This window comes from Roseiarcus fermentans, assembly GCF_003315135.1.
Classification (GTDB): Bacteria; Pseudomonadota; Alphaproteobacteria; order Rhizobiales; family Beijerinckiaceae; genus Roseiarcus; species Roseiarcus fermentans.
Genome location: NZ_QNRK01000041.1, coordinates 12,137 through 37,757, shown reverse-complemented (window position 1 = coordinate 37,757; position 25,621 = coordinate 12,137). Strand labels below are relative to the sequence as shown.

Genomic DNA, 25,621 nt, shown 5'->3' with positions numbered 1-25,621 from the left:
CGGATCGCACGACCGTCGCCGCCTGCTCGTCGCCGCGGGAGTCCTGCTTTCCACACCCCATCCGGCGCTGCGCGCCACCTTCCCCAGCAAAAGCTGGGGAAGGGATGGCGGCGCCGCCGGTGACGCGTGGACCCCGCAGCCAATCAGCGCGTCCCTTTCTCCGCCGGATAGAGCGCGCGGTAGCGCCTGAGGCGGGGCGCGTGCAGGGCGGCGCTGTCGGCGTCGGGCGCGAAGGTTTTTTCGACAGCGGGGCGCGGGCAGATCGTCGCGACCGTTCCGGCGCCGGCTGCGAGCATGCCGAGGCGGGCGGCGCCGAGCGCGGCGCCGGCTTCCGCGCCACGCGCGACGTCGATGGTGAGCCCCGTCACGTCGGCGATCATCTGGCCCCAGAAATCCGAGCGCGAGCCGCCGCCGACCAGCAGCGGCCGCACCGGCCGCGCTCCCGCCGCGTCGAGCACGTCGACGCCGTCGGCGAACGAGAAGGCGACGCCCTCCATCACCGCGAAGACAAGCGCGTCGGCGCCGTGGCTCGCGCGCAGGCCGGCGAACATCCCGGTCGCCTCGGCGTCGTTCAGCGGCGTCCGTTCGCCGCTCAGATAAGGCAGGAACACCGGCGCCGAGGCGACCGCGGCCTTCGACCGGGCGAACCCCTGCGCCGCCGCGACCAGCGCGCCGACCTCGTTCTCGCGGCCGAGAACGCCTGCGATCCACGCCAGCGACGCCGCCGCCGACAGCATCACCGCCATGCCGTGCCATCGGCCCGGCAGGGCGTGGCAGAAGGCGTGCAGCGTGCGCTCGGGCAGGCTGACGTAGCGGTCGGTCACGGAAAAGATCACCCCCGAGGTGCCGAGCGAGACGAAGCCCTCGCCGGCCTCGGTGGCGCCGACGCCGATGGCCGAAGCCGCGTTGTCGCCGCCGCCGCCGGCGATCGGGATGGTCCTGCCTTCGAGGCCCCAGGCTCGGGCGACGGCGGGCGAAAGATGCGCCGACACCTCGGAGCCCTCGACCAGCCGCGGCATGGCGGCGAGCGTCAGGCCGGTCGCTTCCAGCAGGCGCTCGTCCCAGCGCCGCTTCGCCACGTCGAGCCACGACGTGCCGGAGGCGTCGGACATCTCCGACACGGCCTCGCCGCTGAGGCGCAGGCGCACATAATCCTTGGGAAGCAGCACGCGCTTGGTCGCCCTCGCGACCTCCGGCTCGTGTTTCGCCACCCACAGCATCTTCGGCGCGGTGAAGCCAGGCATCACCAGGTTGCCGGTGATTGTTTCGACGTCCGGGACGCGGCGCTTGAGTTCCGCGCATTCGGCGAACGAGCGGCCGTCGTTCCACAGGATCGCCGGCCGGAGCGGCTTGTCGGCGGCGTCCAGCAGCGTCGCGCCGTGCATCTGCCCGGATAGGCCGATTCCGGCCAGTCTCGCGAACGCCTCCGGCGCGGTCTCGCGGATCTCGGCGACGCCCGCCTCGACGCCGCGCACCCAGTCGTCCGGGTCCTGCTCGCTCCACAGCGGGTGCGGGCGCGACACCGTCAGCTGCGGGGAGGCCTCGGCGACCACCGACTGACGCGCGTCGACCAGCAGCGCCTTCACCGACGACGTGCCGATATCGAGTCCGAGATACGTTTGCGTCATACCGGCGCCCTCCCTCCGTTGCGGCGCCAGTCTTACTCCAGCGCCGGCGCCTTGTCGCCTGTCAGCCCCACGCGCCGAGCGCATGGGCGACCTGCGCGCCGGCCTCGTACCAGGCCTCGCGCGCCCGCGGCAGCGTCGGCGCCTCCGGCGCCGTGACGGGAAGCGGCAGATCCTTTTCCGAAATGCGGCCAAGGACATGGTCCGCGAGGACGCGGCCGAACACCGTGCCGGGCGCGATGCCGCGGCCGTTGTAGCCGCAGAAGGTCACCACCCGGTCGGCGAGGCGGTGGAAGCGCGGCGCTGCGTCGCGCGTCATGCCGATCATGCCGTACCACTCGGCCTCGAAGGCGACCCCGCCGACGCCGGGAAAGAGTTTCGCGATGGCGCGCCGCGCCCAGGCGCGATGAATCGCGCGCCCCGTCCCGCGCAGCGCCCCGACGCTGCCGAACACGAGCCGCCCGGCGCGATCGAGGCGGAAGGAACTCAGGATCGTCTTCGTGTCCCAGCAGCCTTCGCGTCCGGGCAGGATCGAGGCGAGATGAGCGGGCTTCAGCGGCGTCGTGGCGAAATTGAAATAGGGCAGATGGATCTGCTCGCGCCGCGGCCCGGGCCACGGCGCGCCGCCGTAGGCGTCGGTCGCCACGACAATCCAGTCCGCCGTCACCGAGCCCCGGGCGGTCGAAACGCGCCAGCGGCCGGCTGTTCGCTCCGCCGCGCGCACCGCGCTCAGCGTGTGGACGGCGGCGCCGGCGGCGATGGCGGCCTGCGCGAGGCCGCGGGCGTAGCCGAGCGGCTGGATCGTGCCGGCGCGCAGGTCGATCAGCGCGCCCGCGTAAGCCGCCGTTCCGATCCGTTTCGCCGCCTCCTCGGCGTCGAGCGCCCTGACCGGCGCGCCGCGCGCCCCCCATTGCCACGCCCGTTCCGAGATCTCGTCGGCGCCCGCCCGGCCGACGGCGCAATGGAGGGTGCCGTTGGGAACCGGCTCGCAGTCGATCGCGTGTTTTTCGATCATCGCCCACACCGCGGCCGGGGCGTTTCCGAGCAGGTCGAGCGCCCGCTCGCCGTAGTCGGCGCCGAGCGCGGCGATCATCTCGGAGGGCAATATCCACATGCCGGCGTTGACCAGTCCGACGTTGCGGCCGGCGCCGCCGAAGCCGATTTCGACCGCTTCGAGCGCCACCACCTTCGCGCCGGCTTCGGCCAGACGGAGCGCCGCCGAGAGGCCGGTATAGCCGCAGCCGACCACGGCGACGTCCGCCGCGATGTCGCCGCGAAGCCCTTCGGTCGGCGGGGCGGGCGGGGCGGTTTTTTCCCACAGGCCGTGGGTGAGCGGGTCGTCCAGCATCGTGTTTCGAATCCTGCGGATCGCGGGATGATAGGCCGCGCGGGCGGGCGTTTCCACACCCCCGCTCATCGCCGCCCCAGTCGGGCCCGGGCGGCGCGCTTGACGCAGAAGCCCTGCCGCCCCCAAATCCGTCACGAGAAGGACGAGGCCGGCATGAGCTCCATTCGTAGCGTATGCGTGTATTGCGGTTCGGGCGCCGGCGACGATCCCCGGTTCGGCGACGCCGCCGACGCGCTCGGACGCAATCTGGCGAGCGCGGGGCTCAGCCTCGTCTACGGCGGCGGCGGCGAGGGCCTGATGGGTCGCGTGGCGCGCGCGACGCTCGCCGGCGGCGGCTTCGTGACGGGCGTTATCCCCAGCTTTCTGGTGCGCGAGGAACATGCGCTCACCGAAGCGCAGGAGGTGCTGGTGGTCGACAACATGCACGAGCGCAAGCAGGCGATGTTCGAGCGCGCCGACGCCTTCGTGGCGCTGCCGGGCGGGATCGGCACGCTCGAGGAACTGGTCGAGCAGATGACCTGGGCGCAGCTCGGTCGCCACGGAAAGCCCATTCTGATCGCCGACGTCGCCGGCTTCTGGCGCCCGCTGCTGGCGCTGTTCGCCCATATGAACGACGCCGGCTTCATCCGCAGCGGTTTCGCGTTGCGCTATCTGGTGGCGGAAAAGATCGACGACGTCGTGCCGATGCTGTTGGCCGCCGCCGACCGGCGCGCCGATCTCGCGCGCGAGGCGATGTCCGTCCGCGACCTGTGAGGGAATGCGATTGCACGGCTGGGACCTGCGACAAAGGGCGACGCCACGCGGCTCTTTTGCCGCCGGCCGAACGGCGCCATGGTCCTGCCCCATTCGCGCGTGGCGGCGCGAGGGCGTGGGAGGTTTTTTGAGAATGAAGAGATTCGACTGGACGATGGCGCTCGCCGGGGCGGCGCTCGTGGGATTGATCGCGGGCGGGGCGCAGGCCCAGACCGCGGAGCCGGCAGCGCCCGCGGCGGCGGCCGAGCCCGCCGCGGCCCCGGCCGCTTCGGCGCCGGCCAAACCGGCCGCGAAGAAGGCGAAGAAGAAAACCGCGGCCTCGGGCGGCGCGATCGCGGTGTCGGTGTGGAATTCCCGCGCCGCCGATCTGACCGAGCTTCAGGTCGCCCCGGCCGGATCCGACGCGTTCAAGAAAGCGCTGGGCAAACTGAAGGCCGGGAAAAAAACGGGCGCCCGCGTGCCGAAGACCAAGGACTGCCTGATCGATCTGCACGCGACCTTCGCCGACGGTCAGGTGACGGAGGCGAGCGGCGTCGACGTCTGCACGCAAAAAGTCCTCAACCTGACGGACTGACGGGCTTGCGGCCGCGTTCGCCGAGCGCGGCCGGCGCAGCATGCACACGTTCTTACCGGCGGGACTCCGCGCGACGAGCAACGTCCCCGATGCCCTTGGGGGGCGGGACAGGGTGGGGCCTCACGGGCCTCTCAGTTGGCGGCTGAAAGGGCGCGAACCTTCGAGGTCAGCGTGACCCCCTCCTCGTCCTCCCCCACAAGAGCCTGCGCCCGGGCGCACGCAAGCGCGACCCGGGTGGGGGAGGAGGCGCACGGCGCCGAATGTTGCTCCTGCCGGGGCAGGAAGGAGCCTGGCCGCACGCCCGCGGAGGGCGGGCGCAACTCCAAATTCTTCGGGCGTCTTCCCCAACCCAAACCGTCATGGCCGGGCTTGTCCTGGACAAGCCCGGCCATGACGGCGGTCAGTGGCTGCCGCGCCACCGCCTCGTTTTGGCGTTCGCGGTCGGCGACCGCGTCCACGAAAAAGTTAGGCCCCCCGGCGACGCAGCCGGAGGGCGATGCTCGAAACGCCTACGCCGTCACGCCTTGGCGAATTGCTCGGCGGCGAATTCCCAGTTGATCAGGTTGTCGAGCACGGCCTTGACGAAGTCGGGCCGGCGGTTGCGGTAGTCGATGTAATAGGCGTGCTCCCAGACGTCGACGGTGATGAGCGGCTGCGCGCCGTGGACGAGCGGGCTCTCGGCGTTGCCGGTCTTGGTGATCTCGAGCTTGCCGTCCTTGAGCGACAGCCACGCCCATCCCGAGCCGAACTGCGTCACGGCGGCCTGGGCGAGATCCTCCTTGGCCTTGTCGACCGAGCCGAACGATTCCACGAGCGCCTTCTCGAGTTCGCCCGGGATCGCGCCGCCGCCGTTCGGCTTCATGCTGAGCCAGTACAGCGAATGGTTATAGTGCTGGCCGATGTTGTTGAACACCGCGGGGGTCTTGCCGAACGAGCCCTTGATGATCTCCTCGATCGGCTTGCCCTCCCATTCGGTGCCCTTGATCGCGTTATTGCCGTTGTTGACGTAGGCGAGATGGTGCTTGTCGTGGTGATACTCGAGCGTTTCGCGCGACATGTAGGGTCCCAGCGCGTCGTAGGCGTAGGGCAGTTCTGGCAGCGAGAAAGTCATGTGACGGCTCCTTGACGAATTCTCTGAAAAGCTGGTTCCGAAGCCGACGGACGATCGTCCCGTCGGGATGGAAGACTTAGCCGGGCGCCGCAGGCGCGGCAACTGCGCCTGGCCCCGCGGGGGCGCGACCCCATGCACTCTGGCGCGGAAGCCCCCCTTCGCCTAACGTTTAGAAAAACAAATGCGCCAGGAGGGCGTCATGTTCCGACACATTCTCATCCCGACCGACGGTTCCGACCTCTCGCGAAAGGCTGTGATCTACGGCGTCCAGCTCGCCAAGGAGAGCGGCGCCACGGTGACGGCGCTGACGCTGACGGAGCCCTATCGCGTCGCGTCGATGGACGCGGTCCTGGTGTCGGTGGGCGAGGACGAATACGAGGAGGAATCCTCGCGCATCTCAGACCAGGCGCTCGAGCAGGTGAGAACGGCCGCGAAGGCCGCCGGCGTGCCGTGCGACACCGTTCGCGAAGTGCACGACCAACCCTATCGCGCGATCATCGACGTCGCCCACGCCAGGGACTGCGACCTGATCGTGATGGCTTCGCACGGGCGGCGGGGCATGTCGGCGCTGCTGCTCGGCAGCGAGACAGTCAAGGTGCTCACCCATTCGACCATTCCGGTGCTGGTCTACCGCTGAGACGGGAGGCCCGGCTCCTCGACGCGTTCGACCCTGAGCTGGGCGCCGTTTTCGACCGCGACCACCCGGACGCGCGCGCCGGCGGGGCAGTCGGCGCCGGCGACCCGCCACGAGCTGTCGCCGACCCGGATGCGGCCGTAGCCGCGCACGATCGCCTCGTCGAGAAAGAAGTCCTCTCCGATCATCGCGTGCGCCCGGCTCTGCGGCAGCGGGCCGGGTTCGGCGCCGAACGAGCCGTAGACCCGCCGGCCGACCAGAACGAGCGCGGCCACGAGCGCGCCGAACACGATCAGCTGCGTCCCGAACCCCATCGGCGCGACGTAGTCGACGGCGCCGACGATCGCCGCCGCGGCCCCGAACCAGATGAAGAACGCCCCCGGCGCCAGCGTCTCGACCGCGCACAGCGCGAGGCCGACGACGAGCCAGGCGAGCGCGGCGAAGCGGGAGGGATCGGCGAGGACTTCCATGCGCCAGCGCCTCAGCCGGCCGGCGGCGGCGCGGACGGCCGCTCCGGCGGCGCGGCGCGGGACGCCGTATCCGGAACCGGGCTCGCGCCCCTCGATCCGGCGGGCCGTGGCGCGGCGAACGGCTCGCCGCCGAGCGCGCCCGCCGCGATCTGGCCGAGGCCCGCCAGCGTTCCCGCCAGCGACGACAGTTCCATCGGCACGATGACGAGCTTCTGGTTCGGCGACTGCGCGAGCGCCTGAAGCGCTGCGATGTATTTTTGCGCGATCAGGAAATTGACCGCGACCACGTCGCCGGCGGCGGTCGCCACGCTGATCAGCTCGGTCGCTCTCGCATCCGCCTGGGCGGTGCGCTCGATCGCCTCCGCGGCGCGGAAGGCGGCGTCGCGCCGGCCCTCCGCCTCGAGCACGAGGGCGGCCTTGCGGCCTTCGGCGCGGGTGATGTCGGACTGGCGCATGCCCTCCGCCTCGAGGATCACCGCGCGCTTCTCGCGCTCGGCCTTCATCTGCCGCGCCATCGCGTCGACCAGGTCCTTCGGCGGCTCGATGTCCTTGATTTCGACGCGCGTGACCTTGAGGCCCCACGGTTCCGAGGCGGCGTCGATCACGGTCAGCAGGCGGACGTTGATCTCGTCGCGATGCGACAGCAGCTGGTCGAGGTCCATCGAGCCCATGACCGTGCGGACGTTGGTCATGACCAGGTTGAGCAACGCCGTCTTCAGGTCGGCGATCTCGTAGGCCGCCCGGCGGACGTCGAGCACCTGGTAGAAGGCGACGCCGTCGACGGTCACCTGGGCGTTGTCCTTGGTGATGATCTCCTGCCTCGGCACGTCGATCACCTGCTCCATGACGATCAGCTTGCGGCCGACCGTGTCGATGTAGGGCACGATGAGGGCGAGGCCCGGCGTCAGCGTCTTGTGATAGCGGCCGAAGCGCTCGACCGTGTAATTGTAGCCCTGCGGCACCTGGCGCACGCCCATGAGCGCGGTCACGACGACGAAGGCGGCGATGACGAGCGCGAAGACGGTCGCCCCTTCCAGCATCTGCAAACCCCCGGGCCCGGTTCAGCCGACCCTAGCCGGAAAACCGGCCGGCCGCCATCGCCGCCGCGGCGAAGCCGGCGGGAGCGCCGGCGCCGGTCGCCGGTCGGGCTTCAGTCCGCGAGCGCGAGCGGCGCCCCGCCTGCGCTCAGGGTCCGGCCCGCGGCCTTCGCCTCCTCGGCGCGGTCGAGCCGCAGCAGGGCCAGCGCCTCCCGCCCCGACGACGAGCCGAGCGCGCCGACCGGCAGGTCGCCATCGACGACCGGCGTTCCCGCCGGCGGGGCGTCGGCCCCGAATCGAACGCGGGCGATTCGCTTGCGCCCGGTCCCGCGGTGCTTCATGCGCGAGACCACCTCCTGCCCGACGTAGCAGCCCTTGTGGAAATCGACGCCGTGCAGGAGGTCGAGGTTGACGTCGTGCGGAAAGGCGTCGCCATAGGCGAAATCGACGCCGCCCCGCGGCACGACGGCGTCGATGCGCAGCGCCTCGTAACCGGCGAGATGCGCCGATCCGATCGCCGCGGCCTCAGCGCGCGAACAGATCGCACGCAAGCCCAGGCGCGGATCGCGCGGGTCGGCGGTGACGACGGCGCCGGCCGGCGCCTGCGCGGGCGCGCCCCACAGGGCGACCACGCCGCGCTCGGCGCTCTCGTCGGCGATCGCGACCCGGGCGCGCAATTTGTAAAATCCGAGGCGCCGCGCGAGATCGGCGGCCTGCGCGGCTGCGCAGTCGATGAGGAACGCCGCGCCGCCGTCGCGGTCCGCGCGGACGACGATCATGTCGAACAGAATCTTGCCCTGCGGCGACAGCAGGGCGGCGTAGCGGGCCTCGCCGGGGGCGAGTCGCTCGACGTCGTTGGTGAGAAGGCCTTGCAGGAAGCTCGCCGCGTCCTCGCCGCTCACCCCGACAATGCCCCGGTCCTCGAGCCAGGCGGCCTCGTTGGTCATTCTCGTTCGACTCCGATCCCGCTTGCTTTGCCGGGCCTTGTTAATTAGGCGGCGTCAAGGCCCGCGCAAGCGGCTTGCACGCAAGGACCAGGCCATGCCCCGGACGTTCGATTGCATTCTCTCCAATGGAACGGTCGTCAACCACGATGGAGTCGGCCCGCGCGACATCGGCGTCCGCGACGGCCGGATCGCCGAGATCGGCGACCTCGCCCGCGCGGCCGCGGCGGAACGGGTCGACTGCGCCGGATTGCACGTCCTGCCGGGCGTGATCGACAGCCAGGTGCACTTCCGCGAGCCCGGACCGACGCACAAGGAGGACCTCGAGACCGGCTCGCGCGCCGCGGCGCTCGGGGGTGTGACGGCGGTGTTCGAGATGCCCAACACCGATCCGGCGACCACGACCGAGGCGGCGCTCGCCGACAAGGTCATTCGCGCGACGGGGCGGATGCATTGCGACTTCGCCTTCTGGGTCGGCGGCGCACACGACAATGTCGCGAACCTGCCCGACCTCGAGCGCCTGCCCGGCGCGGCCGGGATCAAGGTGTTCATGGGCTCGTCGACCGGCAAGCTGCTGGTCGCGGACGACGCGGGCGTGCTGGCGATCCTGAAGAGCATCCGCCGCCGCGCCGCCTTCCACAGCGAGGACGAGGCGCGGCTCAACGAGCGGAAACCCCATCGCGTTCCCGGCGACCCGTCGTCGCATCCCGTCTGGCGCGACGAGACCGCGGCGCTGCGCTCGACCGAACGCCTCGTCCGCCTGGCGCGCGAGGCCCGCGCGCAGGTCCACGTCCTGCACGTCTCGACCGGCCAGGAAATGGAGCTTCTCGCCTCGGCGAAGGACGTCGCCACCTGCGAGGCGACGCCGCATCACCTGACGCTGAGCCTCGATGACCACCCGCGCCTTGGCACGAAAATGCAGATGAACCCGCCGGTGCGTGGGCCGGACCATCGCCGGGACATCTGGCGCGGGCTCGCTCAGGGCGTGGTGGACGTGCTGGGCTCCGATCACGCGCCCCACACGCTGGAGGAGAAGGCAAAACCCTACCCCGAGAGCCCGTCGGGGATGCCCGGCGTGCAGACGCTCGTGCCGATCATGCTCGACCACGTCGCAGCCGGACGGCTGACGCTGCAGCGCTTCGTCGACCTGACCAGCGCCGGCCCGGCGCGCATCTTCCGCATTCTCGGCAAGGGCCGGATCGCGGCCGGCTACGACGCCGACTTCACCGTCGTCGACCTCAAGCGAGTCGAGACGATCCGCGATTCCTGGATCGCCTCGCGCTGCGGCTGGACCCCGTACGACGGCAAGACGGTGACCGGCTGGCCGGTCGGCGCGATCGTGCGCGGACGGCGGGTGATGTGGGAAGGCGAACTCGCGACGCCGTCGACGGGGCAGGCGGTGCGGTTCTGGTGAGGCCTCGCTTCAGGCCCTGAGCGCGAGTTTTGCGATATAGCCGGACCGCGTCTCGCCGGCGGCGCGCGCGTCTTCGTCCAGCCGGCGGAGGACCCGGCGCGGCAACGTGATGTTGACTCGCTCCGCGGTGTCGTCGAGCGCGGCGGGGTCGATGGTGACGACCGAGAGAATCCAACCCTCGTACTCCGGAACGGCGCGAATCGCCTCCAGCGACGACGGTGGCGGAATCGCCTCTCCCGCGTCCAGCGCTTCGTCCATCCACGCGATCCCGGCCTCCTCGGCGCCGGCGATCGCCTCCTCCAGCGTCTCGCCGGCCGAGAAGCAGCCCGGCAGGTCAGGAATGACGACACCGTAGTCGGATCGCTCCGTTCTGGGTTCTATGGCGATGGGGTAGCGCATATCAAAGTCCCGCCTGTTTGCGGATTGCGGCGACGCGAGACCGACGCCGAGTTCGCGCTTCGGATGCGGCACGACCACAATTCCCGGGCGCGACGGATGCACAAAGACGTGGTGAGAGCCACGGACGCGTTTCAAGACCCAGCCGGCCTGTTCCAGTTCGCGAATAAGGTCGGCGCTCCGCATCGTGTGTATAATACACACGAAGAGAGTCCTCTTCAAGACGGCTGGACCTCGGTGCAGCCGCGGCCGTCAACCGCGTCGCCGCTCAATGACCCGAGTGTCCTCACCCCACCACCTGCATCGTCAGCCAGGTCGCCGCCAGCGCCGGCTTGTGCGCGCCCTCGATCTCGATGGTGAGGTCGTAGACGAGTTGCCACTCGCGCTCGGAGCGCCTGAGCACGGCCGTGAGCAGGAAATGCGCGCGCACCCGGCTGCCCGAGCGCACCGGATGGAGAAACCGCACCTTGTCGAAGCCGTAGTTGATTCCCATCGCCGAGCCCTCGACCCTGGGCAGCGCGCTGTAGGCCATCGGCGACAACAGCGACAGCGTCAGGAACCCGTGCGCCACCGTGCCGCCGAAATGGGAATCGGCCGCCCGTTCCGGATCGACGTGGATGAACTGTTCGTCCTCCGTCACCCGGGCGAAGGCGTCGATCCGGTCCTGATCGACCACGAACCAGTGCGAGACGAAGGTCTCGCCGACGTTCTGGTGCAGTTCCGAGGGGGTGAGCGTCCGGGCCTGGCCCCACGTGGTCATGCGTCGTCTCCGAACATCGCCGGCGCGGCGGTCACGGCGATGCCGCCGTCGACCGGCAGGATCGCCCCGGTCGTGTAGGCGCCCCCGCGCCCGGTCAGGAACAGCAGCGCCCCGGCGATGTCCTCGGGCCGCCCGAGCCGATGCATCGGCACCGCGCTCGCGCCGCGTTCGGCGCCCTGGTCGTCGCCGAGGGCGAAGTTCGTCATGTTGGTCGGGAACGGGCCCGGCGCGATCGCGTTCACCGTCACCTGCCGGCCGGCGAATTCCGCGGCCAGGATTCGGGTCAGGTGGTGCACGGCGGCCTTGGACGCCGCGTAGGAATAGGCGGTCTCCGACTGCGTGACGGTTCCCATCACCGAGCCGAAATTGACCACATTGGACGGCCGCTCGCCAGTTGCGGACGCAAACAGCATCGGCGCGAGTTCGCGGGTGAGGGCGAAGAGCCCGGTGACGTTGACGGCGAGAACCCGGTCGAACGCCTTCCACGGGAAGCTCTCGAACGGCTGGCCCCAGGTCATGCCGGCGTTGTTGACGAGAATGTGCAGCGCGTCGGTGCGGCGGCGCGTCTCCGCAGCGAGTTCGGCGACGCCGGCTTCGGTCGCGACGGTGCCGCCGAACCCCTCGCACGGGCCGATCGCCGAGAGCTCCTTGGCCGCCGCTTCGCAGGCGTCCGCCTTGCGCGACGCGATCAGCACCCGCGCCCCCGCGGTCAGGAGCGCCTCGGCGCAGACCCGCCCGAGTCCGGTCGCGCCGCCGGTGACGAGCGCAGTGCGTCCGCGGACGGAAAAGAGATTTGACGACGTGAACATGTTTCCTCCCGGGAAAAGTCGATTCGCGCCGATCCTAGCAAGTCCGGGGCCCGGGCCAAACTCCGGCCACGAACGGCGCCGATCCTGCCCGCGTCGCAAGGGAATCGCCAATGACCGGAACCATGCCGCTCCGCTTCGCCGTCCTCGTGGGAAGCCTGCGCAAGGGCTCCCACAACGCGGCGATCGCCCGCGCGCTGCCGGGGCTCGCGCCCGACGGCGTCACGATCGAGCGGCTCGGCTCGGTCGGGGATTTTCCGCTCTACGATTTCGACGCGCAGCAGGAGAGCGGCTTTCCGCCGGCGGTTCTCGCGATGGGCGAAGCGATCCGGGCGGCGGACGGAATTATCTTCGTCACGCCGGAGTACAATCATTCCGTGCCCGGCGTGCTGAAGAACGCGATCGACTGGCTGTCGCGGCTGCCGCACCAGCCGTTCGCCGGCAAGAAGGCCGCGATCCAGAGTTCTTCGCCGGGCCTGTTCGGCGGCCTGAGGGCGCAGCTCCATCTGCGGCACATGTTCGTCTTCCTCGACGTCCGCGCGCTCAACAAGCCCGAGGTGATCATCCCGCAGGTTCACCAGAAGATCGACGCCGACGGGGAGCTGACCGACCCGGCGACGCGGGGCTTTCTGGCCGACCAGTTGAAGGCTCTTGCGGCGTTCGTGCGCGGTTGACGCCTTGCGGCCGTCCGCGCAGAGTCCGGCGGGAACGGGAGCCCGCGGACGAAATGAAAGTCTCGATCATCCAGATGAACTCGATCAGCGACAAGGCCGCCAACGTCGCCGCGGCCGAGGCGCTGATCGAGCGCGCCGTCGCCGAGGAGCGCCCGGACTGGGTGCTGTTGCCGGAATTCTTCGACTGGGCCGGCGGCTCGAAGGCCGACAAGCTCGCCAACGCCGAGACCTTTCCCGGCGGGCCGGCCTACACGATGGCGCGCGGGCAGGCGATCAAGCACCGCATCTTCGTTCACGCCGGCTCGATCATGGAAGCAATCGAGGGCGAGGCGCGCATCCACAACACCTCCGTCGTCTTCAACCGCGAAGGCGAGGAGATCGCCCGCTACCGAAAGATCCACCTGTTCGACGTCACCACCCCCGACGGCGCCTCCTACAAGGAGAGCCAGGCGGTGAAGGCCGGCGATCACGTCGTGACCTACGACTGCGAGGGCGTCACCATCGGCTGCTCGATCTGCTACGACCTGCGCTTTCCCGACCTTTTTCAGGCGCTCGCCGAGAAGGGGGCGCAGATGATTGCGCTGCCGGCCGCCTTCACCCTGCAGACCGGCAAGGACCATTGGGAGGTGCTGCTGCGCGCCCGCGCCATCGAAACCGAGGCCTACGTCTGCGCCAGCGCCCAGACCGGGTCGTTCACGGTCGGCAACGAGCAGCGCCAGACCTATGGGCATTCGCTGGTCGCCGACCCCTGGGGCCATGTCGTGGCCAAGGCGTCCGACGGCGCCGGAATCGTCTCGGCGCGGATCGACCCCGAGCGGGTCGCGCGGGTGCGCAAGCTCATTCCGGTCGCCGAGCATCGCCGGCGGCTCAGCGCGCTGGCGTGAGGGCTGCGACGGCGCGCATGGGTTCGCAGGACGAGCACGCGGCGACGATCGTGGAGCGGGCGGCGGGACGCTTCGGCGAACTGGCGTTGCGCTCCGTCGGCGGCCACTACGAAATCGTCATGAACGGCGTGTTCCTGATGGACACGCGCAACGGCGAGTCCGAGCGGCTGCTCGTCCGCCTCGCGCTTCGCGACGCGCCGGACCATTCGCGCCTCATGATCGGCGGTCTCGGCGTCGGCTTCTCGCTCGCCGAGGCGCTCCGCTCAGACCGGCTCGGGCGGGCGACGGTGGTCGAGATCGAGCCCAGAATCGTCGCGTGGTGCCGCACGCATCTCGCGCCGTTCTCGCAAGGCGCCCTCGCCGACCCGAGGGTCGAGATCGTCGAGGACGACGTGGCGGCCTTTCTCCGCCGGTCCGCGGCCTGCTTCGACGCGATCTGCCTCGACGTCGACAACGGTCCGGCGTGGACTGTGGCCGACGCCAACGGCGCGCTCTACGCGGCCGAAGGCCTCGCCATGCTGCGCGACCGCCTGAAGCCCGGCGGGACGCTCACGGTCTGGAGCGCTGCGGCGGCGCCGACGTTCGAGGCCCGTTTGCGCGACGTGTTCGATGCGGTCGAAGCCGTCGCCGTCCCGGTGGCGAGGGGCGAGCCGGACGTGGTCTACGTCGCCTCGCGCTCGCGAGCCTGACGGCCCGTCCTCGTCCGCCATTCGACCCGCGGGATCGACCCCGGCCCGGCCGAGCCGCCCCCCTTCGATGAGGGGAACCACAAAATTGAACCCCAGGCCGCGATAATTGTGTTTGGCGCGCCCGGGCGCTACGACGGACAGTGACCTTTCAGCGGTTGCGGTCCCGAACGCCGCGCGCGCCGACCCGACAGGACCCTTCGATGGCGGATGAAGACCTCGACCTGAGCACGCTCTCCGACCACGAGCTCGTCGAGCAGATGCACGACGACCTGTACGACGGCCTCAAGGAGGAGATCGAGGAGGGCGTGCGCATCCTTCTCGGGCGCGGCTGGACCCCCTACGACGTGCTCACCCGGTCGCTGGTCGAGGGCATGCGCATCGTCGGCGTCGATTTCCGCGACGGCATTCTGTTCGTCCCCGAGGTGCTGATGTCCGCCAACGCCATGAAGGCCGGCATGGCGATCCTGAGGCCCCTGCTCGCCGCCACCGGCGCTCCCCGCATGGGCAAGATGGTGATCGGCACGGTCAAGGGCGACATCCACGACATCGGCAAGAACCTCGTGTCGATGATGATGGAGGGCGCGGGCTTCGAGGTGATCGACCTCGGCGTCAACAACGGCGTCGAAAAATACCTCGAGGCGATCGCGACCCACCAGCCGGAGATCGTCGGCATGTCGGCGCTGCTGACGACGACCATGCCCTACATGAAGGTCGTCATCGACACGCTGAAGGAGAAAGGCATCCGCAACGACCATATCGTTCTGGTCGGCGGCGCGCCGCTCAACGAGGCTTTCGCCGAGGCGGTCGGCGCAGACGCCTACTGCCGCGACGCCGCGGCGGCGGTCGAGACCGCGAGGGCGTTGATCGCCCGCCGGCAGGGAGCCGCGCTGGCGCGCGAGCCGGCATGACGGCGACGCAGCGAAGGCGCAGGGTTCCCGACGCCGACCTCGAGTCGGCGGCCGCCTATCCGGGCGACCGGACGAACGGGCGGATGCTGGTGATCGCCTGCGGAGCGCTGGCGCGCGAGGTGCTCGCGCTCGGTCTCGACGGGCTCGACGTCACCTGCCTGCCGGCCAGCCTGCATAACCGACCCGAGCGGATCCCCGAGGCGATGCGCGCCTCGATCCGCGCCAACCGCGACGCCTACGACGAGATCCTGTGCCTCTACGGCGACTGCGGCACCGGCGGCGCCCTCGATCGGGTGCTCGCGGAAGAGGGCGTCCAGCGGATTGCAGGCGCGCATTGCTACGCGTTCTACACCGGCGAAGCGGCGTTCGCCGCGCTGGCGGAGGAAGAGCCGGGAACCTTCTACCTCACCGACTTCCTCGCCCGGCATTTCGACGCGCTGGTGATTCGCGGCCTCGGCCTCGATCGCTTCCCCGAGCTGCGCGACGCCTATTTCGCCGCCTACCGGCGCGTCGTGCATCTGGCGCAGGTCGAGGATCCCGAGACGGACGCGAAGGCGCGCGCCGCGGCGCTGCGGCTCGGCCTCGCCTACGAGCGCCGGTTCACTGGCCTCGGCGCCCTCGCGGCCTTTCTCGACAAGAAGCCGGGCGAGCGCGAGCCGGAGAGGGCGACGGCATGGCCAGCCTGATCGTCGTGTCCTGGCGCGACATCCCCAGTCAGGTGATCGTCAAGGCCGGGCGGCGGTCGGCCCGGCGCGAACTGTCGGAACGGTTCGTCCGCGCCATCGACGCGGCGGCGATGCGCGCGGGCGCGACGAGCGACGACGCCTACCTCGCGCACTGGCGACGCAGCGCCCCCGTTCCCTGCGGCGACGACCTCGAGGCGGAAGCGGAGGCGGCGGCGGCGCGGCTCGAGGCCGAGTACGACGCGGATCGGCTGGCCCAGCTCGCGAAGCACGACGGGCGGGAGCGTTCGGCGTGATCGGAGATGCGCTGATCGAGTTGACGCTCGGGCGCGCCGCGCGCGCCGGGAATTGCTGTCGTCGGCGGCCTACCCCCACCACCACCCTGCGGGTGGTCCCCCTCCCCCGTTTCGCTTCGCTTCACGGGGGAGGAGCGCACGCCGGCGCCATGTCCTCCCTTGCCGAAGGCGGGGGAGGGGGACCGTCCGAAGGACGGTGGTGGGGGCCTGCCGCTGCGGCGCCCTTCGTTCCCGTCTCATGATGGCTCCATCGGACCGCCGCGTGGTCTTCACCCCGTCGGGCAAGCGGGGGGCCTTCGCCGAGGGGACGAGCCTTCTCGACGCGGCGCGCCGGCTCGGGGTCGACCTCGACTCGGTGTGCGGCGGGCGCGGGATCTGCGGCCGCTGCCAGGTCGACGTCGCCGAGGGCGCCTTCGCCAAGCACGCGCTGGAATCGCGCGAGGGGCACGCCGGCCCGTGGAGCCCGGTCGAGCAGCGCTACGTCGACAAGCGCGGCCCGCTGCCGCCCGGCCGGCGACTCGGCTGCCAGACGCGCATCTGCGGCGACCTCGTCGTCGACGTGCCGGCGGAGAGCCAGGTCCACCGCCAGATTGTGCTGAAGCGCGCCGAGGAGCGCGTCATCGCGATCGATCCCGTGGTCCGCCTGCATACGGTCGAGGTGCGCCAGCCGGACATGAGCGACCCGTCGAGCGACTTCCGCCGTCTGCAGGAGGCGCTCGAAGGGCAGTGGGGCGTCATGGGCGCGACCGCCGACGCCGCTGTCGTGAGGACGCTGCAGAAGGCGCTGCGGGCGGGCGGCTGGACCGCGACCGTCGCGCTACGCTGCGACCGGGAGGTCGTGGCGATCTATCCGGGCTTCGTCCTCGCCGCCTGCGGCGTCGCCATCGACGTCGGCTCGACCACCATCGCCGCCTATCTCTGCGACCTCGCGACCGGCGAGACGCTCGCCTCCGTCGGCGCGATGAATCCGCAGATCCGCTTCGGCGAAGACCTGATGAGCCGCGTCTCCTACGCGATGATGAACCCCGGCGGCGACGCGGAGCTGACGGACGCCGTGCGCCGGGCGATCGACGCGCTGATCGGCGAAGCCGCCGCGCAGGCCGAGGTCGCGCGCGAGGCGATTGTCGAGCTGACCCTGGTCGGCAATCCCATCATGCATCACCTCGCGCTCGGGCTCGATCCGGCCGAACTCGGCGGGGCGCCGTTCGCGCTCGCGATCGACGGCGGCTTCGAGGTCAAGGCGCGCGAACTGGGCCTCGCCGTCGCGCCGGGCGCTTACGTCTACGCGCTTCCCTGCATCGCCGGCCATGTCGGCGCCGACGCAGCCGCGGTCACGCTCGCCGAGGCGCCGCACGAAAGCGACGAACTCAGGCTGATCGTCGACGTCGGCACCAATGCCGAGATCGTGTACGGCGACCGACGGCTGTGTCTGGCTGCCTCCTCGCCGACCGGACCGGCGTTCGAGGGGGCGCAGATCTCCTGCGGCCAGCGCGCCGCGCCGGGCGCGATCGAGCGCGTGCGCATCGACCGCGCGACGCTCGAGCCGCGTTTCAAGGTGATCGGCTGCGACCTCTGGTCCGACGAGCCGGGTTTTGCGGAAGCGACCGCGCTGTCCGGCGTGACCGGCGTCTGCGGTTCGGGAATCATCGAGACGATGGCCGAGCTCTTTCTCGCCGGCGTCGTGTCGGCGGACGGCGTCCTCGACGGGACGTTGGCCGCGCGCACCGCCCGCGTCGAGCCGGTCGGCCGCACCTTCGCCTATGTGCTGAACGAAGGGCCGCCGCGGCTCCTGATCTATCAGACCGACGTCCGCGCCATCCAGCTCGCCAAAGCCGCGCTCTACGCCGGGGCGAAGCTCCTGATCGAGCGCCGGGGCGCGCCGCCCGACCGGATCACCCTCGCCGGCGCCTTCGGCGCGCAGATCGATCCCGTCTACGCCATGGCGCTCGGCATGATCCCCGACTGCGACCTCGACCGGGTGACGAGCGCCGGCAACGCCGCCGGCACGGGGGCGCGGATCGCCCTGCTGAACCGCGCCGCGCGGGCCGAGATCGAGCGCGTCGCGCGGGCGATCGAGAAGGTCGAGACCGCGATCGAGCCGGACTTCCAGGCCCTGTTCGTCGCGGCGATGGCGATCCCCCACAAGACGGACGCGTTTCCCAACCTCGCCCGCCGGATCGACCTGCCGCCGGCGAAGGCGAGCGACGACGGCGGGCGGCGGCGATCCCGGGAGGCGCGGCGGCGGACGCCGGCCTGAGAACTCGCGCCGACATGTTCCTGCAAAGTGGCTGTGACATGGTCGCCGTTCCTCATCGTCGCGGACAGCGATAATCCGGGTCGCGGGCGGCCTGGCGAAAGGACGAGCGTCGTGGCCGGTCACACCGTCAAAGCCTTCGACAGAGACCTCGAGTCAGTCGGGCGGGGCATCGCCGAACTGGGCCGCCTCGCCGAAACCATGGTGGTGCAGGCCCTCGAATCGCTGATGCGGGGCGACGCGGCGCTCGCGCAGTCGGTCATCACCACCGGCCTGCGCCTCGTCGAATTGCGGCGCAGGCACGAGGCCGAGGCGATTCGCGCCATCGCGCGCCGCGCGCCGGTCGCCGCCGATCTGCGCGAGGTGGTGGCCGCCATCCGCATCGCCGGCGACCTCGGCCGGATCGGCCACCACGCGCAGACGATCGCCAACCACACCATCCGGATCGGCGAGGCGGCGCAGATCCCGCGCGCGATCGCCGGCCTCGGCCGTCTGCGCGCGCTCGCGGCCGACCTGCTCGCCGAGGCGCTGACCGCCTATGCGCAACGGGACGCGCAGCGCGCCTGGTCGGTGTGGGGGCGCGACGCCGAACTCGACACGCTGGAAGGCACGGCGTTCGTCGACCTTCTCAGCCAGATGATCGACGACCCGCGCAGCATCACCTACTGCACCCACGTCCTGTCGGCGTCCCGGGCGATCGAGCGAATCGGCGACCACGCGACCAACATCGCCGAGACGGTCATCTATCTGGTCACCGGCGCCGTCGTCGCCGACGAACGGCCGCGCGGCCGCGGGCCGGCCGACATCCCGGCGAGCGTCGCCCGCGACGCCTTTTGACGTCGCTCGCGAACCGGCGTAACGGAGCGCCCTTTCCCCAGCGCGCCGTACGGTTTCCGGGCTCGGCGCCAGGGCGTTTCCCGAACGTGCGTGTTGATGGCCGAGAACCCGAAGCTTGCCGCGGCGATGGCCCGGCTGGACACGCTCACCGATTGGGAGCGCCGCCCGCGCAACCGGATGCGGGTCGGGCTCGAGCCCGCGCGCGACCTCGCGGCCCGGCTCGGCGAACCGCACGAGCGCTTTCGCGCCGTGCACGTGGCCGGCTCCAAAGGCAAGGGCTCCGTCTCGGCCCTGATCGAAGCCGGGCTCGCGCATGCGGGCCTGACCGTCGGCCGTTACGGGTCTCCCCACGTCGAGCATGTCACGGAGCGGGTCAGCCTCGGCGGCCATGACGTCGATCCCGAGACCCTGGCCGTCGCGCTGACGAAAGTCCTCGACGCCTACGAGGCCGCCCGGCGCGAGGGGACAGCGGCGGCTGAGGCCACCTGGTTCGACCTTCTGACGCTGGCCGCCTTCGTGATCTTTCGCGAGGCGGCCATCGAATGGGCGGTGGTCGAGGTCGGCCTCGGCGGACGGCTCGACTCGACCAACATCGTCGACGGCGAGATCGCCGTCGTGACCAACATCGGGCTCGAGCACACCGAAATCCTCGGCGACACGCGGGCGAAGATCGCCGGCGAGAAGGCGGGAATCGTGAAGCCCGGCGCGGTGGTGGCGACCACGCTTCGGCCCGACGACGAGGCGGGCCGCGTGATCGCCGCGCGGGCGGACGCGCTCGGATGCGCGCTCGTCGTGAGCGAGGCGGGAGAGGGCGCGACGCTCGCGGAGACCAACGCCGCCCTCGCCGGCGCGGTTCTCGACGCGCTCGGCCGCAGGGGCGTGACGGGGCGGGCGGGCGAAGCGGTCGGCGCCCGGCTTCTCGACGGCGATACCCGGGCGCGCGCGCGGCTCGTCGGCCGGATGGAGCGGTTTTCGCTCGCCGGGACTCCGCGCCCGCTCAAGGTCGTGCTCGACGGCGCGCACGTGCCGTTCAACATCGCCGCGGTGCTGAGGGATCTCGGCCGGGAGCCGGACCTCGCCGGCCCCTGCGTCGCCGTGGTGGCGCTGGCCCGCGATAAGGACGCCCCGGGGTTTCTCGCCGAACTCGGCCGGCGCGCGACGGTTCTGGTGTGCGCCGACGCGCCCTCGGCCGCGCGCGGCCGTCCGGCGGCGGAACTCCGGGCGATCGCCGCCTCGCTCGGGATCGACAGCGAAGCCGAGCCCGACGCGCGGCGCGCTTTCTTGCGCGGCGCGGAACTCGCCCGGCGCTCGGGCGGGTGGCTGCTCGTGACCGGGTCGCTCTATCTCGTGGGCGCGCTGCGGGGAGAGCTGCGTTCCGGCCGCCTCGGGACGGCCGCGTCGCCGCCTGCGCCCTGAGAGACGGTCGGGGCGTCCCTGGACGCCGGTCCGCCGACGGGCGCCGTCATCGCGCTCCGGCGACCGCCTGCGCCACGCCCGGCCGCGGCCGCTGAAAGGCGAGCGCGGCCGCGGCGGACAGCAGCAGCGCGGCCAGGGGCGATGCGCCCGGCAGGGGCGCCGGCGCCTCGCCCGGCAGGGCATTGGTCTCGGCGGCGTCCAGATACGCCGCGACCTCCGTCGGGGCGCCGCCGCCCGAAGTCGTCAGCGGAACGGCGGTCGCGCTCGATGCGATCATGTCGAACTCGAACGCCGGGCTGGATGAGGTCATCACCACCTTGTTGTAAGAGGCGCTGTTGTTGAAATCGAAATTGACGATGTCGGAGCCGTCCGCCCCCTGGCTGCCGTTGGCGCTGGCGACCACATTCGAACCGGTGTATTGCGCGACCAGCGCCGATCCCTGATAGAAGCTCAGGGTGTTGTAGGAATCGACCGAGCCCCAGTTCATTCCGAAATATTGCTGGTTCTGGGCGAAATTGATCGTCACCGGACCGTTGCTTTCGGCAGCGAGATAGTTCGTCGTCTGCGGCCCGCTTGAGGTATAGGGCGCGGCGGCGACGCCGGATTTCGTTCCGTTGTAGACGCCGGCGGTTCCGGAGAACTGGATCGAGTCGCCCTGACCGAAGTACAGCTCCTGACTGGTGACAAGGCCGGCGACGGCCGACTGGCCCAGGTTGAGAACCTGGACGCTCGAATTCGCCGGAAGCGCGCTGAGCGAGGCATTGAAGGTCACGTCGACGGCGGCGGCGTGAGCGCCTTGCGCCAGCGCGGTCGTCGCCAGCGCGATCCACACGATCAGCGGCTTGCGAACAGTGAACATGCTCATGGCTTCCCTCGTCGCCGGCTTCCCGTGCGAAGCCCCGATCGTCGGGTGTTGGAGAGCAAGGCCCGTGCCGCCGGCGCCCGCGGTTCAACCCGTGCGAATCGCCGTCGGCGCGCCCGCCTCCGCGCCCGTTTCGCGAAGGACGAATGCGAAACGCAAAGCGGGATGCGAAACGTCGGCGCCGTGCGCCCGCGCCGAGGCGACGCGGGTCCGTCCGCAGGATTCGGGAGGTCGTGGGCGAAAGGCGGGCGGATGAGGCGACCGGCGTCCGACCCGCACGAGACGCGAGCTGAAGACGGCAAGGCCGCAGCAAAAAGACCGCGCCGACGATTTCCGGGTCCGCGAAGCGCCGGCCGGGCGCGCCTAGCCCGCCCAGCCTTGCGCCGCGATGCCGGCGAACAGCAGAAGCCCCGCGTCGCGATTGGAGCGGAACAGGCGCAGCGCCGTCGCGGCGTCCGCGCCCTCGACCTGAGACAGCTGCCAGCCGAGATGGGCGGCGTAGGCGAGCCAGCCGACGAGCGCGATCGCCAGCCTTCGAAAATCCATTGCGCCGACCAGAAGGATCGCCGCCAGCGACAGGAGCGCGGCGGCGCCGTAGAAAATGCCGACGCCGAGCCGGGTATGGCCTGCGAACAGCCGCGCCGTCGAGCGGATGCCGACGATGGCGTCGTCGCGCGAGTCCTGCACGGCGTAGATCGTGTCGTAGCCGATCGTCCATGAGAACGCCGCGAAGTAGAGCAGGACGGGGGCGAGCGCGAGGCTGCCGAAGACGCCCGCCCACCCCATCAGCGCGCCCCAGGAGAAGGCGAGGCCCAGCACCGCCTGCGGCCACGACGTCACGCGCTTCATCAGCGGATAGACCGCAACGATTCCGAGCGAGGCGATCCCGAGGAGAATCGAGAACGGGTTGAACTGCAGGAGAACGGCGAGGCCCGAGAACGACAGCGCGACCATGAAGACCGCCGCCGCTTTCACCCCGACCCGGCCGGAGGGCAGCGGCCGGCCGCGGGTGCGCTCGACGCCTGCGTCCAGCTTGCGGTCGAGAATGTCGTTGTAGGTGCAGCCCGCCCCGCGCATCACGATCGAACCGACCAGGAACAGGAAAAGATGCCAGAGGTTCGGCCCGCGGTGGAGCGCGAGGCCGGCGAGCGCCGCCCCTTGCCAGCAGGGGGCGAGCAGCAGTTGCCAGCCGGCCGGCCGGTCGAGGCGGGCGAGCTGCACGAACGGCAGCGCGAAATCGGGCGTCAGCCTCAGGACGAGACTCGCCGGACGGGCGTCCGGCAGGACCGACCGCTCGTGGGCGGCGCTCACAGCGGCCCGGCGGGAAGCGGCTGCGCCTGCGGCCCGCCGCCTTCGCCCTTGGCCGCCTGTTCCTTCATCTTCCTCATCTGGGCGGCGGCGGTGCAGGCCTTGGCGGCGAACGTCGCGCTCTTGGCGTGATTCGCCTTGAAGTTGGCGATCGCTTCGTCCGGGATCGAGCACCAGTCCTTGTTCTTCTCCATGTAGCTGAGCATCGCCTGCTCGGCCTGCATGAGACCCCTCGTCCGCTCGCAAGCCGCCTCGGGGTCAGCGGGCTTGCCTTTGAACGACTTGAAGAAGTTGTTCAGCTTCTCCATTTCGCCGTTGCGCGCAGCCCCGAGCTTCTGCATGTCCTGCCCGCAATCGGCGAAGGCCGGCGCAGCCGCCATCGCGGCGAGCGCCAGGCTCAAGGCAAGTCCTGTCCGCGTCACGCTCAAACAACTCCCTTCGATCAAGCGAATGCGAAACCGCCCGTCTCCGTCTAGCGCGGAGAAGCCCCAAGATAAAGGCGAAAGCGCGGCGGAGCGCCGGAACGGCGGGGAAGCGCCGCGCCGGCCGGGCGTCACACCCAGCCCCGCGCCGCATAGTCGACGCCGTAGCGGTCGGGCGCGGCGGCGATCGCCGCCATGCCGGCGAGCACCGCGTCGGAGCGGACGATGAGCCGGGTCGCGATCCGCTTCGCCAGCGCGTCGACCGGCGCCTTGTCCTCGAACGTCGTCCGGAACGCCGCGTCGTCGAGAAAGTCGACGAGCCGCGGCAGCACGCCGCCCGACAGCGTGACGCCGCCGGTCGCCACGAAGGTCACCGCCATGTCGCCGGCGAAGCGGGCCATGATCCGCCAGTAGAGGCGCACGCTGTCGGCGACCTCGCCGTTCGGGTCGGCGAGCGCCGCCGCGGTGACCTGCGGCGGCTCGAGATGCGGATCGGGACGCCCGAGCGCCACCATGCGCGCGCGGTGCACCCGGGCGAGACCCGAGCCGTTGAGCACGCTCTCGCTGGTGATGCGGCCGTGGGCGCGTTCGAGATGCGGCCAGAGCGCGAACTCCTCCTCCGTCACCGGGCCGAAGGAGATGTGGCAGGCCTCGGAGGACACCGGGGTGAAGCGGCCCTCGGCCTCGACCAGCGCGGCGATGCCGAGGCCGGTGCCGGGCCCGAGGATCACCTGCGGCCCCGGCCCGCCGAAGGCGACCGGGCCGATCGGCCGCGTCCAGTCGCCCTCGATCGCCGGCAGCGACAGCGCCTGCGCCTCGAAATCGTTGAGCAGCAGACCCTGCTCCAACCCGGCGCGCCGGGCGGTCTCGGGGCCGTCCATGACCCAGGGCGCGTTGGTGAGCTTGAGCTCGCGCCCGACCACCGGCCCGGCGCCGCACACGATCATCGATCTGGCCCGTGCGCCGAGCTTCGGCGCCGCCGCCTCGATCGCCTCCGGCAGGCCGGGATAATCGTCGGTGACGAGGTGGACGATCGGCCCGAGCGGGGCGCCGGGGGCGGGGCTGAGCGCGAACCGGACGTTGGTGCCGCCGGTGTCGCAGACGAGCGCCGGGAAGGGAAAGGAGAAAGCGGTCATGGCGCATAAACGCTCATCGCCGGGGGGTCGGTCAAGCGGGAGGCGAGCCATTGCTCCTCAGAGGTTGACATTATCGAACAAAGAGGGAACAAGTGGTAGTGCTGCTCAACGGGCGGATCCAATCCACAGCGATTAGGCCCTCCGAGGTGGTTCATCTGAAGTCGTATGACTAAGCTAGGCGGCTTCGAACCGGTCGCGAGTAAGATGCCCTACACGTTTGTAGAATTTTTTGCCGGCGGCGGGATGGCGCGAGCGGGATTGGGCGTGTCTTGGCGCTGCCTTTTCGCCAATGATTTCAACGAAATGAAAGTCGCGACCTATGAGAAGAACTGGGGTCGCGGAGACATGAAGGGTGGTGATGTCGCCCAACTGACCGTGGTCGATTTGCCGAATGAGACCGTCGATCTGGCTTGGGCTTCGTTTCCTTGCCAAGACCTCTCGCTAGCGGGTGAATATCGCGGTCTTGGACGCGAATTTGATAACGTTTCAACCCGATCGGGGACGTTTTGGCCGTTCTGGAAATTGATGAGAGGCCTTGCTCATGGTGGTCGCGCTCCGCGAACGATCGTTCTGGAAAATGTGTACGGGTGCCTAACCTCGCGCGGCGGAAAGGACTTCGCAGCAATCTCGTCTGCCCTTGCCTCTTCGCACTATCGTTTTGGTGCGGCTGTTGTCGATGCATCTCATTTTGTGCCCCAATCTCGACCTCGTGTTTTCTTTGTTGCGGCGCGAAGCGGCGAGTCGATTCCGAAAAGTATTATTGCCGATGGACCGCAGCCAGACTGGCATCCGAAATCACTTATCAAGGCGTACGAAGCGCTTGATATAGAAACGAAGAAAAATTGGATGTGGTGGGCGATCCCGAGACCCAGGAAGCGAACGTCGGCCTTCGCCGATATCATCGAAGAGAGGCCTTCCGGTGTGACGTGGCATACACCTGAACACACAGAGTATATTTTGAGCTTGATGACTCCGCTTCATCTCCAAAAAGTAGCAACGGCGAAAGAATCAGGCATGAAAGTTGTGGGCTCTGTTTATCGGAGGACACGCCCTGACGAGACCGGATTGAAGCGTCAACGCGCCGAGGTTAGATTCGATGACATTGCCGGATGTCTCAGGACGCCTGCCGGCGGCTCGTCTCGACAGACAATTCTGGTGGTAGAAGGAAATAACGTCCGTTCGCGGCTCCTGTCGCCTCGCGAGGCAGCGCGACTGATGGGCCTGCGCGACAACTATCGTCTTCCTGCAGGATACAACGATGCGTACCACGTATGCGGAGATGGTGTTTGTGTACCAGTTGTGCGGCACTTGGCAAGGCACATTCTGGAACCCGTTCTTCGCGGAAGAAGTCGTAAGACTTTGCTGGCAGCAGAGTGATAT

Annotated in this window: 27 protein-coding genes; 14 read left to right on the top strand and 13 right to left on the bottom strand. The window is 70.1% G+C overall.

Annotated features, from left to right (window positions below):
* Nucleotides 1-143 precede the first annotated feature (143 nt).
* Nucleotides 144-1,628 carry a xylulokinase gene (gene xylB / locus DFR50_RS26345; protein WP_113892367.1) on the bottom strand — a complete coding sequence of 495 codons (1,485 nt, stop codon included), beginning with the start codon at nt 1,626-1,628 and terminating at the stop codon, nt 144-146.
* 61 nt (nt 1,629-1,689) lie between these two features.
* Nucleotides 1,690-2,973, bottom strand: coding sequence for an NAD(P)/FAD-dependent oxidoreductase (locus DFR50_RS26340; protein ID WP_113892435.1), 1,284 nt, complete (start codon nt 2,971-2,973; stop codon nt 1,690-1,692).
* 153 nt (nt 2,974-3,126) lie between these two features.
* Between DFR50_RS26340 and DFR50_RS26335 the strand changes: the two genes are divergently transcribed.
* Both DFR50_RS26335 and DFR50_RS32345 read left to right on the top strand, forming a co-directional pair.
* Complete coding sequence (locus tag DFR50_RS26335; RefSeq protein ID WP_113892365.1) at nt 3,127-3,726, top strand: LOG family protein; 600 nt, start codon at nt 3,127-3,129, stop codon at nt 3,724-3,726.
* 133 nt (nt 3,727-3,859) lie between these two features.
* Entirely contained in the window at nt 3,860-4,300 is a 441-nt protein-coding gene (locus DFR50_RS32345; RefSeq protein ID WP_170153400.1) for a hypothetical protein, read from the top strand.
* A gap of 517 nt (nt 4,301-4,817) precedes the next feature.
* Here the strand turns inward: DFR50_RS32345 and DFR50_RS26320 are convergent.
* Complete coding sequence (locus tag DFR50_RS26320; RefSeq protein ID WP_113892361.1) at nt 4,818-5,411, bottom strand: superoxide dismutase; 594 nt, start codon at nt 5,409-5,411, stop codon at nt 4,818-4,820.
* Nucleotides 5,412-5,610: 199 nt separating this feature from the next.
* On the opposite strand from DFR50_RS26320, the gene DFR50_RS26315 reads away from it, so the two are divergent.
* A complete protein-coding gene (locus DFR50_RS26315; RefSeq protein WP_113892433.1) occupies nt 5,611-6,048 on the top strand; it encodes a universal stress protein in 438 nt (145 codons plus the stop codon).
* Here DFR50_RS26315 and DFR50_RS26310 read toward each other — a convergent pair.
* The 3 genes from DFR50_RS26310 to ygfZ form a co-directional block, all read right to left on the bottom strand.
* Nucleotides 6,039-6,515, bottom strand: coding sequence for an NfeD family protein (locus DFR50_RS26310; protein WP_113892359.1), 477 nt, complete (start codon nt 6,513-6,515; stop codon nt 6,039-6,041). The two genes, DFR50_RS26315 and DFR50_RS26310, sit on opposite strands and share 10 nt — an antisense overlap.
* Before the next feature lie 11 nt (nt 6,516-6,526).
* Nucleotides 6,527-7,555 (bottom strand): SPFH domain-containing protein, encoded by a 1,029-nt coding sequence (locus DFR50_RS26305; protein ID WP_210209050.1) that lies wholly within the window; start codon nt 7,553-7,555, stop codon nt 6,527-6,529.
* Between the two features lie 110 nt (nt 7,556-7,665).
* Complete coding sequence (gene ygfZ, locus DFR50_RS26300) at nt 7,666-8,499, bottom strand: CAF17-like 4Fe-4S cluster assembly/insertion protein YgfZ (protein WP_113892357.1); 834 nt, start codon at nt 8,497-8,499, stop codon at nt 7,666-7,668.
* A 94-nt stretch (nt 8,500-8,593) separates the two neighbouring features.
* Here ygfZ and DFR50_RS26295 point away from each other — a divergent pair, with 94 nt between their 5' ends.
* Nucleotides 8,594-9,910 (top strand): dihydroorotase, encoded by a 1,317-nt coding sequence (locus DFR50_RS26295; RefSeq protein ID WP_113892354.1) that lies wholly within the window; start codon nt 8,594-8,596, stop codon nt 9,908-9,910.
* Between the two features lie 9 nt (nt 9,911-9,919).
* Here DFR50_RS26295 and DFR50_RS32340 read toward each other — a convergent pair whose 3' ends face one another.
* The 3 genes from DFR50_RS32340 to DFR50_RS26280 form a co-directional block, all read right to left on the bottom strand.
* A complete protein-coding gene (locus tag DFR50_RS32340; protein WP_113892353.1) occupies nt 9,920-10,492 on the bottom strand; it encodes a type II toxin-antitoxin system HicB family antitoxin in 573 nt (190 codons plus the stop codon).
* Nucleotides 10,493-10,592: 100 nt separating this feature from the next.
* Nucleotides 10,593-11,066: a MaoC family dehydratase gene (locus tag DFR50_RS26285; protein ID WP_113892350.1), complete on the bottom strand. Its 474-nt coding sequence runs from the start codon at nt 11,064-11,066 to the stop codon at nt 10,593-10,595.
* Nucleotides 11,063-11,875: an SDR family oxidoreductase gene (locus DFR50_RS26280; RefSeq protein WP_113892348.1), complete on the bottom strand. Its 813-nt coding sequence runs from the start codon at nt 11,873-11,875 to the stop codon at nt 11,063-11,065. The genes DFR50_RS26285 and DFR50_RS26280 overlap by 4 nt, the downstream gene beginning before the upstream one ends.
* Before the next feature lie 110 nt (nt 11,876-11,985).
* Here DFR50_RS26280 and DFR50_RS26275 point away from each other — a divergent pair, with 110 nt between their 5' ends.
* From DFR50_RS26275 to DFR50_RS26235, 9 genes are all read left to right on the top strand, one after another.
* Complete coding sequence (locus tag DFR50_RS26275; RefSeq protein ID WP_113892346.1) at nt 11,986-12,546, top strand: NADPH-dependent FMN reductase; 561 nt, start codon at nt 11,986-11,988, stop codon at nt 12,544-12,546.
* Nucleotides 12,547-12,599: 53 nt separating this feature from the next.
* The gene (locus DFR50_RS26270; protein WP_113892344.1) at nt 12,600-13,430 is read left to right on the top strand and encodes a carbon-nitrogen hydrolase family protein; all 831 of its coding nucleotides are present in this window, start codon (nt 12,600-12,602) and stop codon (nt 13,428-13,430) included.
* Nucleotides 13,431-13,447: 17 nt separating this feature from the next.
* The gene (locus DFR50_RS26265) at nt 13,448-14,119 is read left to right on the top strand and encodes a spermine/spermidine synthase domain-containing protein (RefSeq protein WP_113892342.1); all 672 of its coding nucleotides are present in this window, start codon (nt 13,448-13,450) and stop codon (nt 14,117-14,119) included.
* Nucleotides 14,120-14,319: 200 nt separating this feature from the next.
* Nucleotides 14,320-15,027 carry a corrinoid protein gene (locus tag DFR50_RS26260; RefSeq protein ID WP_113892340.1) on the top strand — a complete coding sequence of 236 codons (708 nt, stop codon included), beginning with the start codon at nt 14,320-14,322 and terminating at the stop codon, nt 15,025-15,027.
* The gene (locus tag DFR50_RS26255) at nt 15,024-15,713 is read left to right on the top strand and encodes a DUF1638 domain-containing protein (RefSeq protein WP_113892338.1); all 690 of its coding nucleotides are present in this window, start codon (nt 15,024-15,026) and stop codon (nt 15,711-15,713) included. The genes DFR50_RS26260 and DFR50_RS26255 overlap by 4 nt, the downstream gene beginning before the upstream one ends.
* A complete protein-coding gene (locus DFR50_RS26250) occupies nt 15,701-16,006 on the top strand; it encodes a virulence factor (protein WP_113892336.1) in 306 nt (101 codons plus the stop codon). The genes DFR50_RS26255 and DFR50_RS26250 overlap by 13 nt, the downstream gene beginning before the upstream one ends.
* A gap of 262 nt (nt 16,007-16,268) precedes the next feature.
* The gene (locus DFR50_RS26245; RefSeq protein ID WP_245428165.1) at nt 16,269-18,263 is read left to right on the top strand and encodes an ASKHA domain-containing protein; all 1,995 of its coding nucleotides are present in this window, start codon (nt 16,269-16,271) and stop codon (nt 18,261-18,263) included.
* A 111-nt stretch (nt 18,264-18,374) separates the two neighbouring features.
* Nucleotides 18,375-19,097, top strand: a complete 723-nt coding sequence (gene phoU, locus DFR50_RS26240) for a phosphate signaling complex protein PhoU (RefSeq protein WP_113892334.1) — start codon at nt 18,375-18,377, stop codon at nt 19,095-19,097.
* A gap of 96 nt (nt 19,098-19,193) precedes the next feature.
* A complete protein-coding gene (locus DFR50_RS26235; protein WP_113892332.1) occupies nt 19,194-20,513 on the top strand; it encodes a bifunctional folylpolyglutamate synthase/dihydrofolate synthase in 1,320 nt (439 codons plus the stop codon).
* Between the two features lie 46 nt (nt 20,514-20,559).
* Here DFR50_RS26235 and DFR50_RS26230 read toward each other — a convergent pair whose 3' ends face one another.
* The 4 genes from DFR50_RS26230 to DFR50_RS26215 all read right to left on the bottom strand — a co-directional run bounded on the left by DFR50_RS26230 (nt 20,560) and on the right by DFR50_RS26215 (nt 24,241).
* A complete protein-coding gene (locus DFR50_RS26230) occupies nt 20,560-21,378 on the bottom strand; it encodes an Npun_F0296 family exosortase-dependent surface protein (protein WP_113892330.1) in 819 nt (272 codons plus the stop codon).
* 360 nt (nt 21,379-21,738) lie between these two features.
* Nucleotides 21,739-22,686, bottom strand: coding sequence for a 4-hydroxybenzoate octaprenyltransferase (ubiA, locus tag DFR50_RS26225; RefSeq protein WP_113892328.1), 948 nt, complete (start codon nt 22,684-22,686; stop codon nt 21,739-21,741).
* A complete protein-coding gene (locus DFR50_RS26220) occupies nt 22,683-23,105 on the bottom strand; it encodes a hypothetical protein (protein WP_245428164.1) in 423 nt (140 codons plus the stop codon). The genes ubiA and DFR50_RS26220 overlap by 4 nt, the downstream gene beginning before the upstream one ends.
* 131 nt (nt 23,106-23,236) lie before the next feature.
* Nucleotides 23,237-24,241 carry a glucokinase gene (locus tag DFR50_RS26215; protein WP_113892326.1) on the bottom strand — a complete coding sequence of 335 codons (1,005 nt, stop codon included), beginning with the start codon at nt 24,239-24,241 and terminating at the stop codon, nt 23,237-23,239.
* A gap of 204 nt (nt 24,242-24,445) precedes the next feature.
* On the opposite strand from DFR50_RS26215, the gene DFR50_RS26210 reads away from it, so the two are divergent.
* Nucleotides 24,446-25,618 (top strand): DNA cytosine methyltransferase, encoded by a 1,173-nt coding sequence (locus DFR50_RS26210; RefSeq protein WP_113892425.1) that lies wholly within the window; start codon nt 24,446-24,448, stop codon nt 25,616-25,618.
* Nucleotides 25,619-25,621 lie beyond the last annotated feature (3 nt).

What these genes read in the sequence shown, in the direction of transcription:
- DFR50_RS26270 (WP_113892344.1), top strand. Translation starts at nt 12,600, where the DNA reads ATGAAAGTCTCGATCATCCAGATGAACTCGATCAGCGACAAGGCCGCC.
- DFR50_RS26340 (WP_113892435.1), bottom strand. Translation starts at nt 2,973, where the DNA reads ATGCTGGACGACCCGCTCACCCACGGCCTGTGGGAAAAAACCGCCCCG.
- ygfZ (WP_113892357.1), bottom strand. Translation starts at nt 8,499, where the DNA reads ATGACCAACGAGGCCGCCTGGCTCGAGGACCGGGGCATTGTCGGGGTG.
- DFR50_RS26250 (WP_113892336.1), top strand. Translation starts at nt 15,701, where the DNA reads ATGGCCAGCCTGATCGTCGTGTCCTGGCGCGACATCCCCAGTCAGGTG.
- DFR50_RS26295 (WP_113892354.1), top strand. Translation starts at nt 8,594, where the DNA reads ATGCCCCGGACGTTCGATTGCATTCTCTCCAATGGAACGGTCGTCAAC.
- DFR50_RS26315 (WP_113892433.1), top strand. Translation starts at nt 5,611, where the DNA reads ATGTTCCGACACATTCTCATCCCGACCGACGGTTCCGACCTCTCGCGA.
- DFR50_RS26310 (WP_113892359.1), bottom strand. Translation starts at nt 6,515, where the DNA reads ATGGAAGTCCTCGCCGATCCCTCCCGCTTCGCCGCGCTCGCCTGGCTC.
- DFR50_RS26210 (WP_113892425.1), top strand. Translation starts at nt 24,446, where the DNA reads ATGCCCTACACGTTTGTAGAATTTTTTGCCGGCGGCGGGATGGCGCGA.
- DFR50_RS26305 (WP_210209050.1), bottom strand. Translation starts at nt 7,555, where the DNA reads ATGCTGGAAGGGGCGACCGTCTTCGCGCTCGTCATCGCCGCCTTCGTC.
- DFR50_RS26320 (WP_113892361.1), bottom strand. Translation starts at nt 5,411, where the DNA reads ATGACTTTCTCGCTGCCAGAACTGCCCTACGCCTACGACGCGCTGGGA.
- DFR50_RS32345 (WP_170153400.1), top strand. Translation starts at nt 3,860, where the DNA reads ATGAAGAGATTCGACTGGACGATGGCGCTCGCCGGGGCGGCGCTCGTG.
- DFR50_RS26215 (WP_113892326.1), bottom strand. Translation starts at nt 24,241, where the DNA reads ATGACCGCTTTCTCCTTTCCCTTCCCGGCGCTCGTCTGCGACACCGGC.
- DFR50_RS26335 (WP_113892365.1), top strand. Translation starts at nt 3,127, where the DNA reads ATGAGCTCCATTCGTAGCGTATGCGTGTATTGCGGTTCGGGCGCCGGC.
- DFR50_RS26275 (WP_113892346.1), top strand. Translation starts at nt 11,986, where the DNA reads ATGACCGGAACCATGCCGCTCCGCTTCGCCGTCCTCGTGGGAAGCCTG.
- DFR50_RS26235 (WP_113892332.1), top strand. Translation starts at nt 19,194, where the DNA reads ATGGCCGAGAACCCGAAGCTTGCCGCGGCGATGGCCCGGCTGGACACG.
- xylB (WP_113892367.1), bottom strand. Translation starts at nt 1,628, where the DNA reads ATGACGCAAACGTATCTCGGACTCGATATCGGCACGTCGTCGGTGAAG.
- DFR50_RS26265 (WP_113892342.1), top strand. Translation starts at nt 13,448, where the DNA reads ATGGGTTCGCAGGACGAGCACGCGGCGACGATCGTGGAGCGGGCGGCG.
- DFR50_RS26260 (WP_113892340.1), top strand. Translation starts at nt 14,320, where the DNA reads ATGGCGGATGAAGACCTCGACCTGAGCACGCTCTCCGACCACGAGCTC.
- DFR50_RS32340 (WP_113892353.1), bottom strand. Translation starts at nt 10,492, where the DNA reads ATGCGGAGCGCCGACCTTATTCGCGAACTGGAACAGGCCGGCTGGGTC.
- DFR50_RS26230 (WP_113892330.1), bottom strand. Translation starts at nt 21,378, where the DNA reads ATGAGCATGTTCACTGTTCGCAAGCCGCTGATCGTGTGGATCGCGCTG.
- DFR50_RS26285 (WP_113892350.1), bottom strand. Translation starts at nt 11,066, where the DNA reads ATGACCACGTGGGGCCAGGCCCGGACGCTCACCCCCTCGGAACTGCAC.
- DFR50_RS26280 (WP_113892348.1), bottom strand. Translation starts at nt 11,875, where the DNA reads ATGTTCACGTCGTCAAATCTCTTTTCCGTCCGCGGACGCACTGCGCTC.
- DFR50_RS26255 (WP_113892338.1), top strand. Translation starts at nt 15,024, where the DNA reads ATGACGGCGACGCAGCGAAGGCGCAGGGTTCCCGACGCCGACCTCGAG.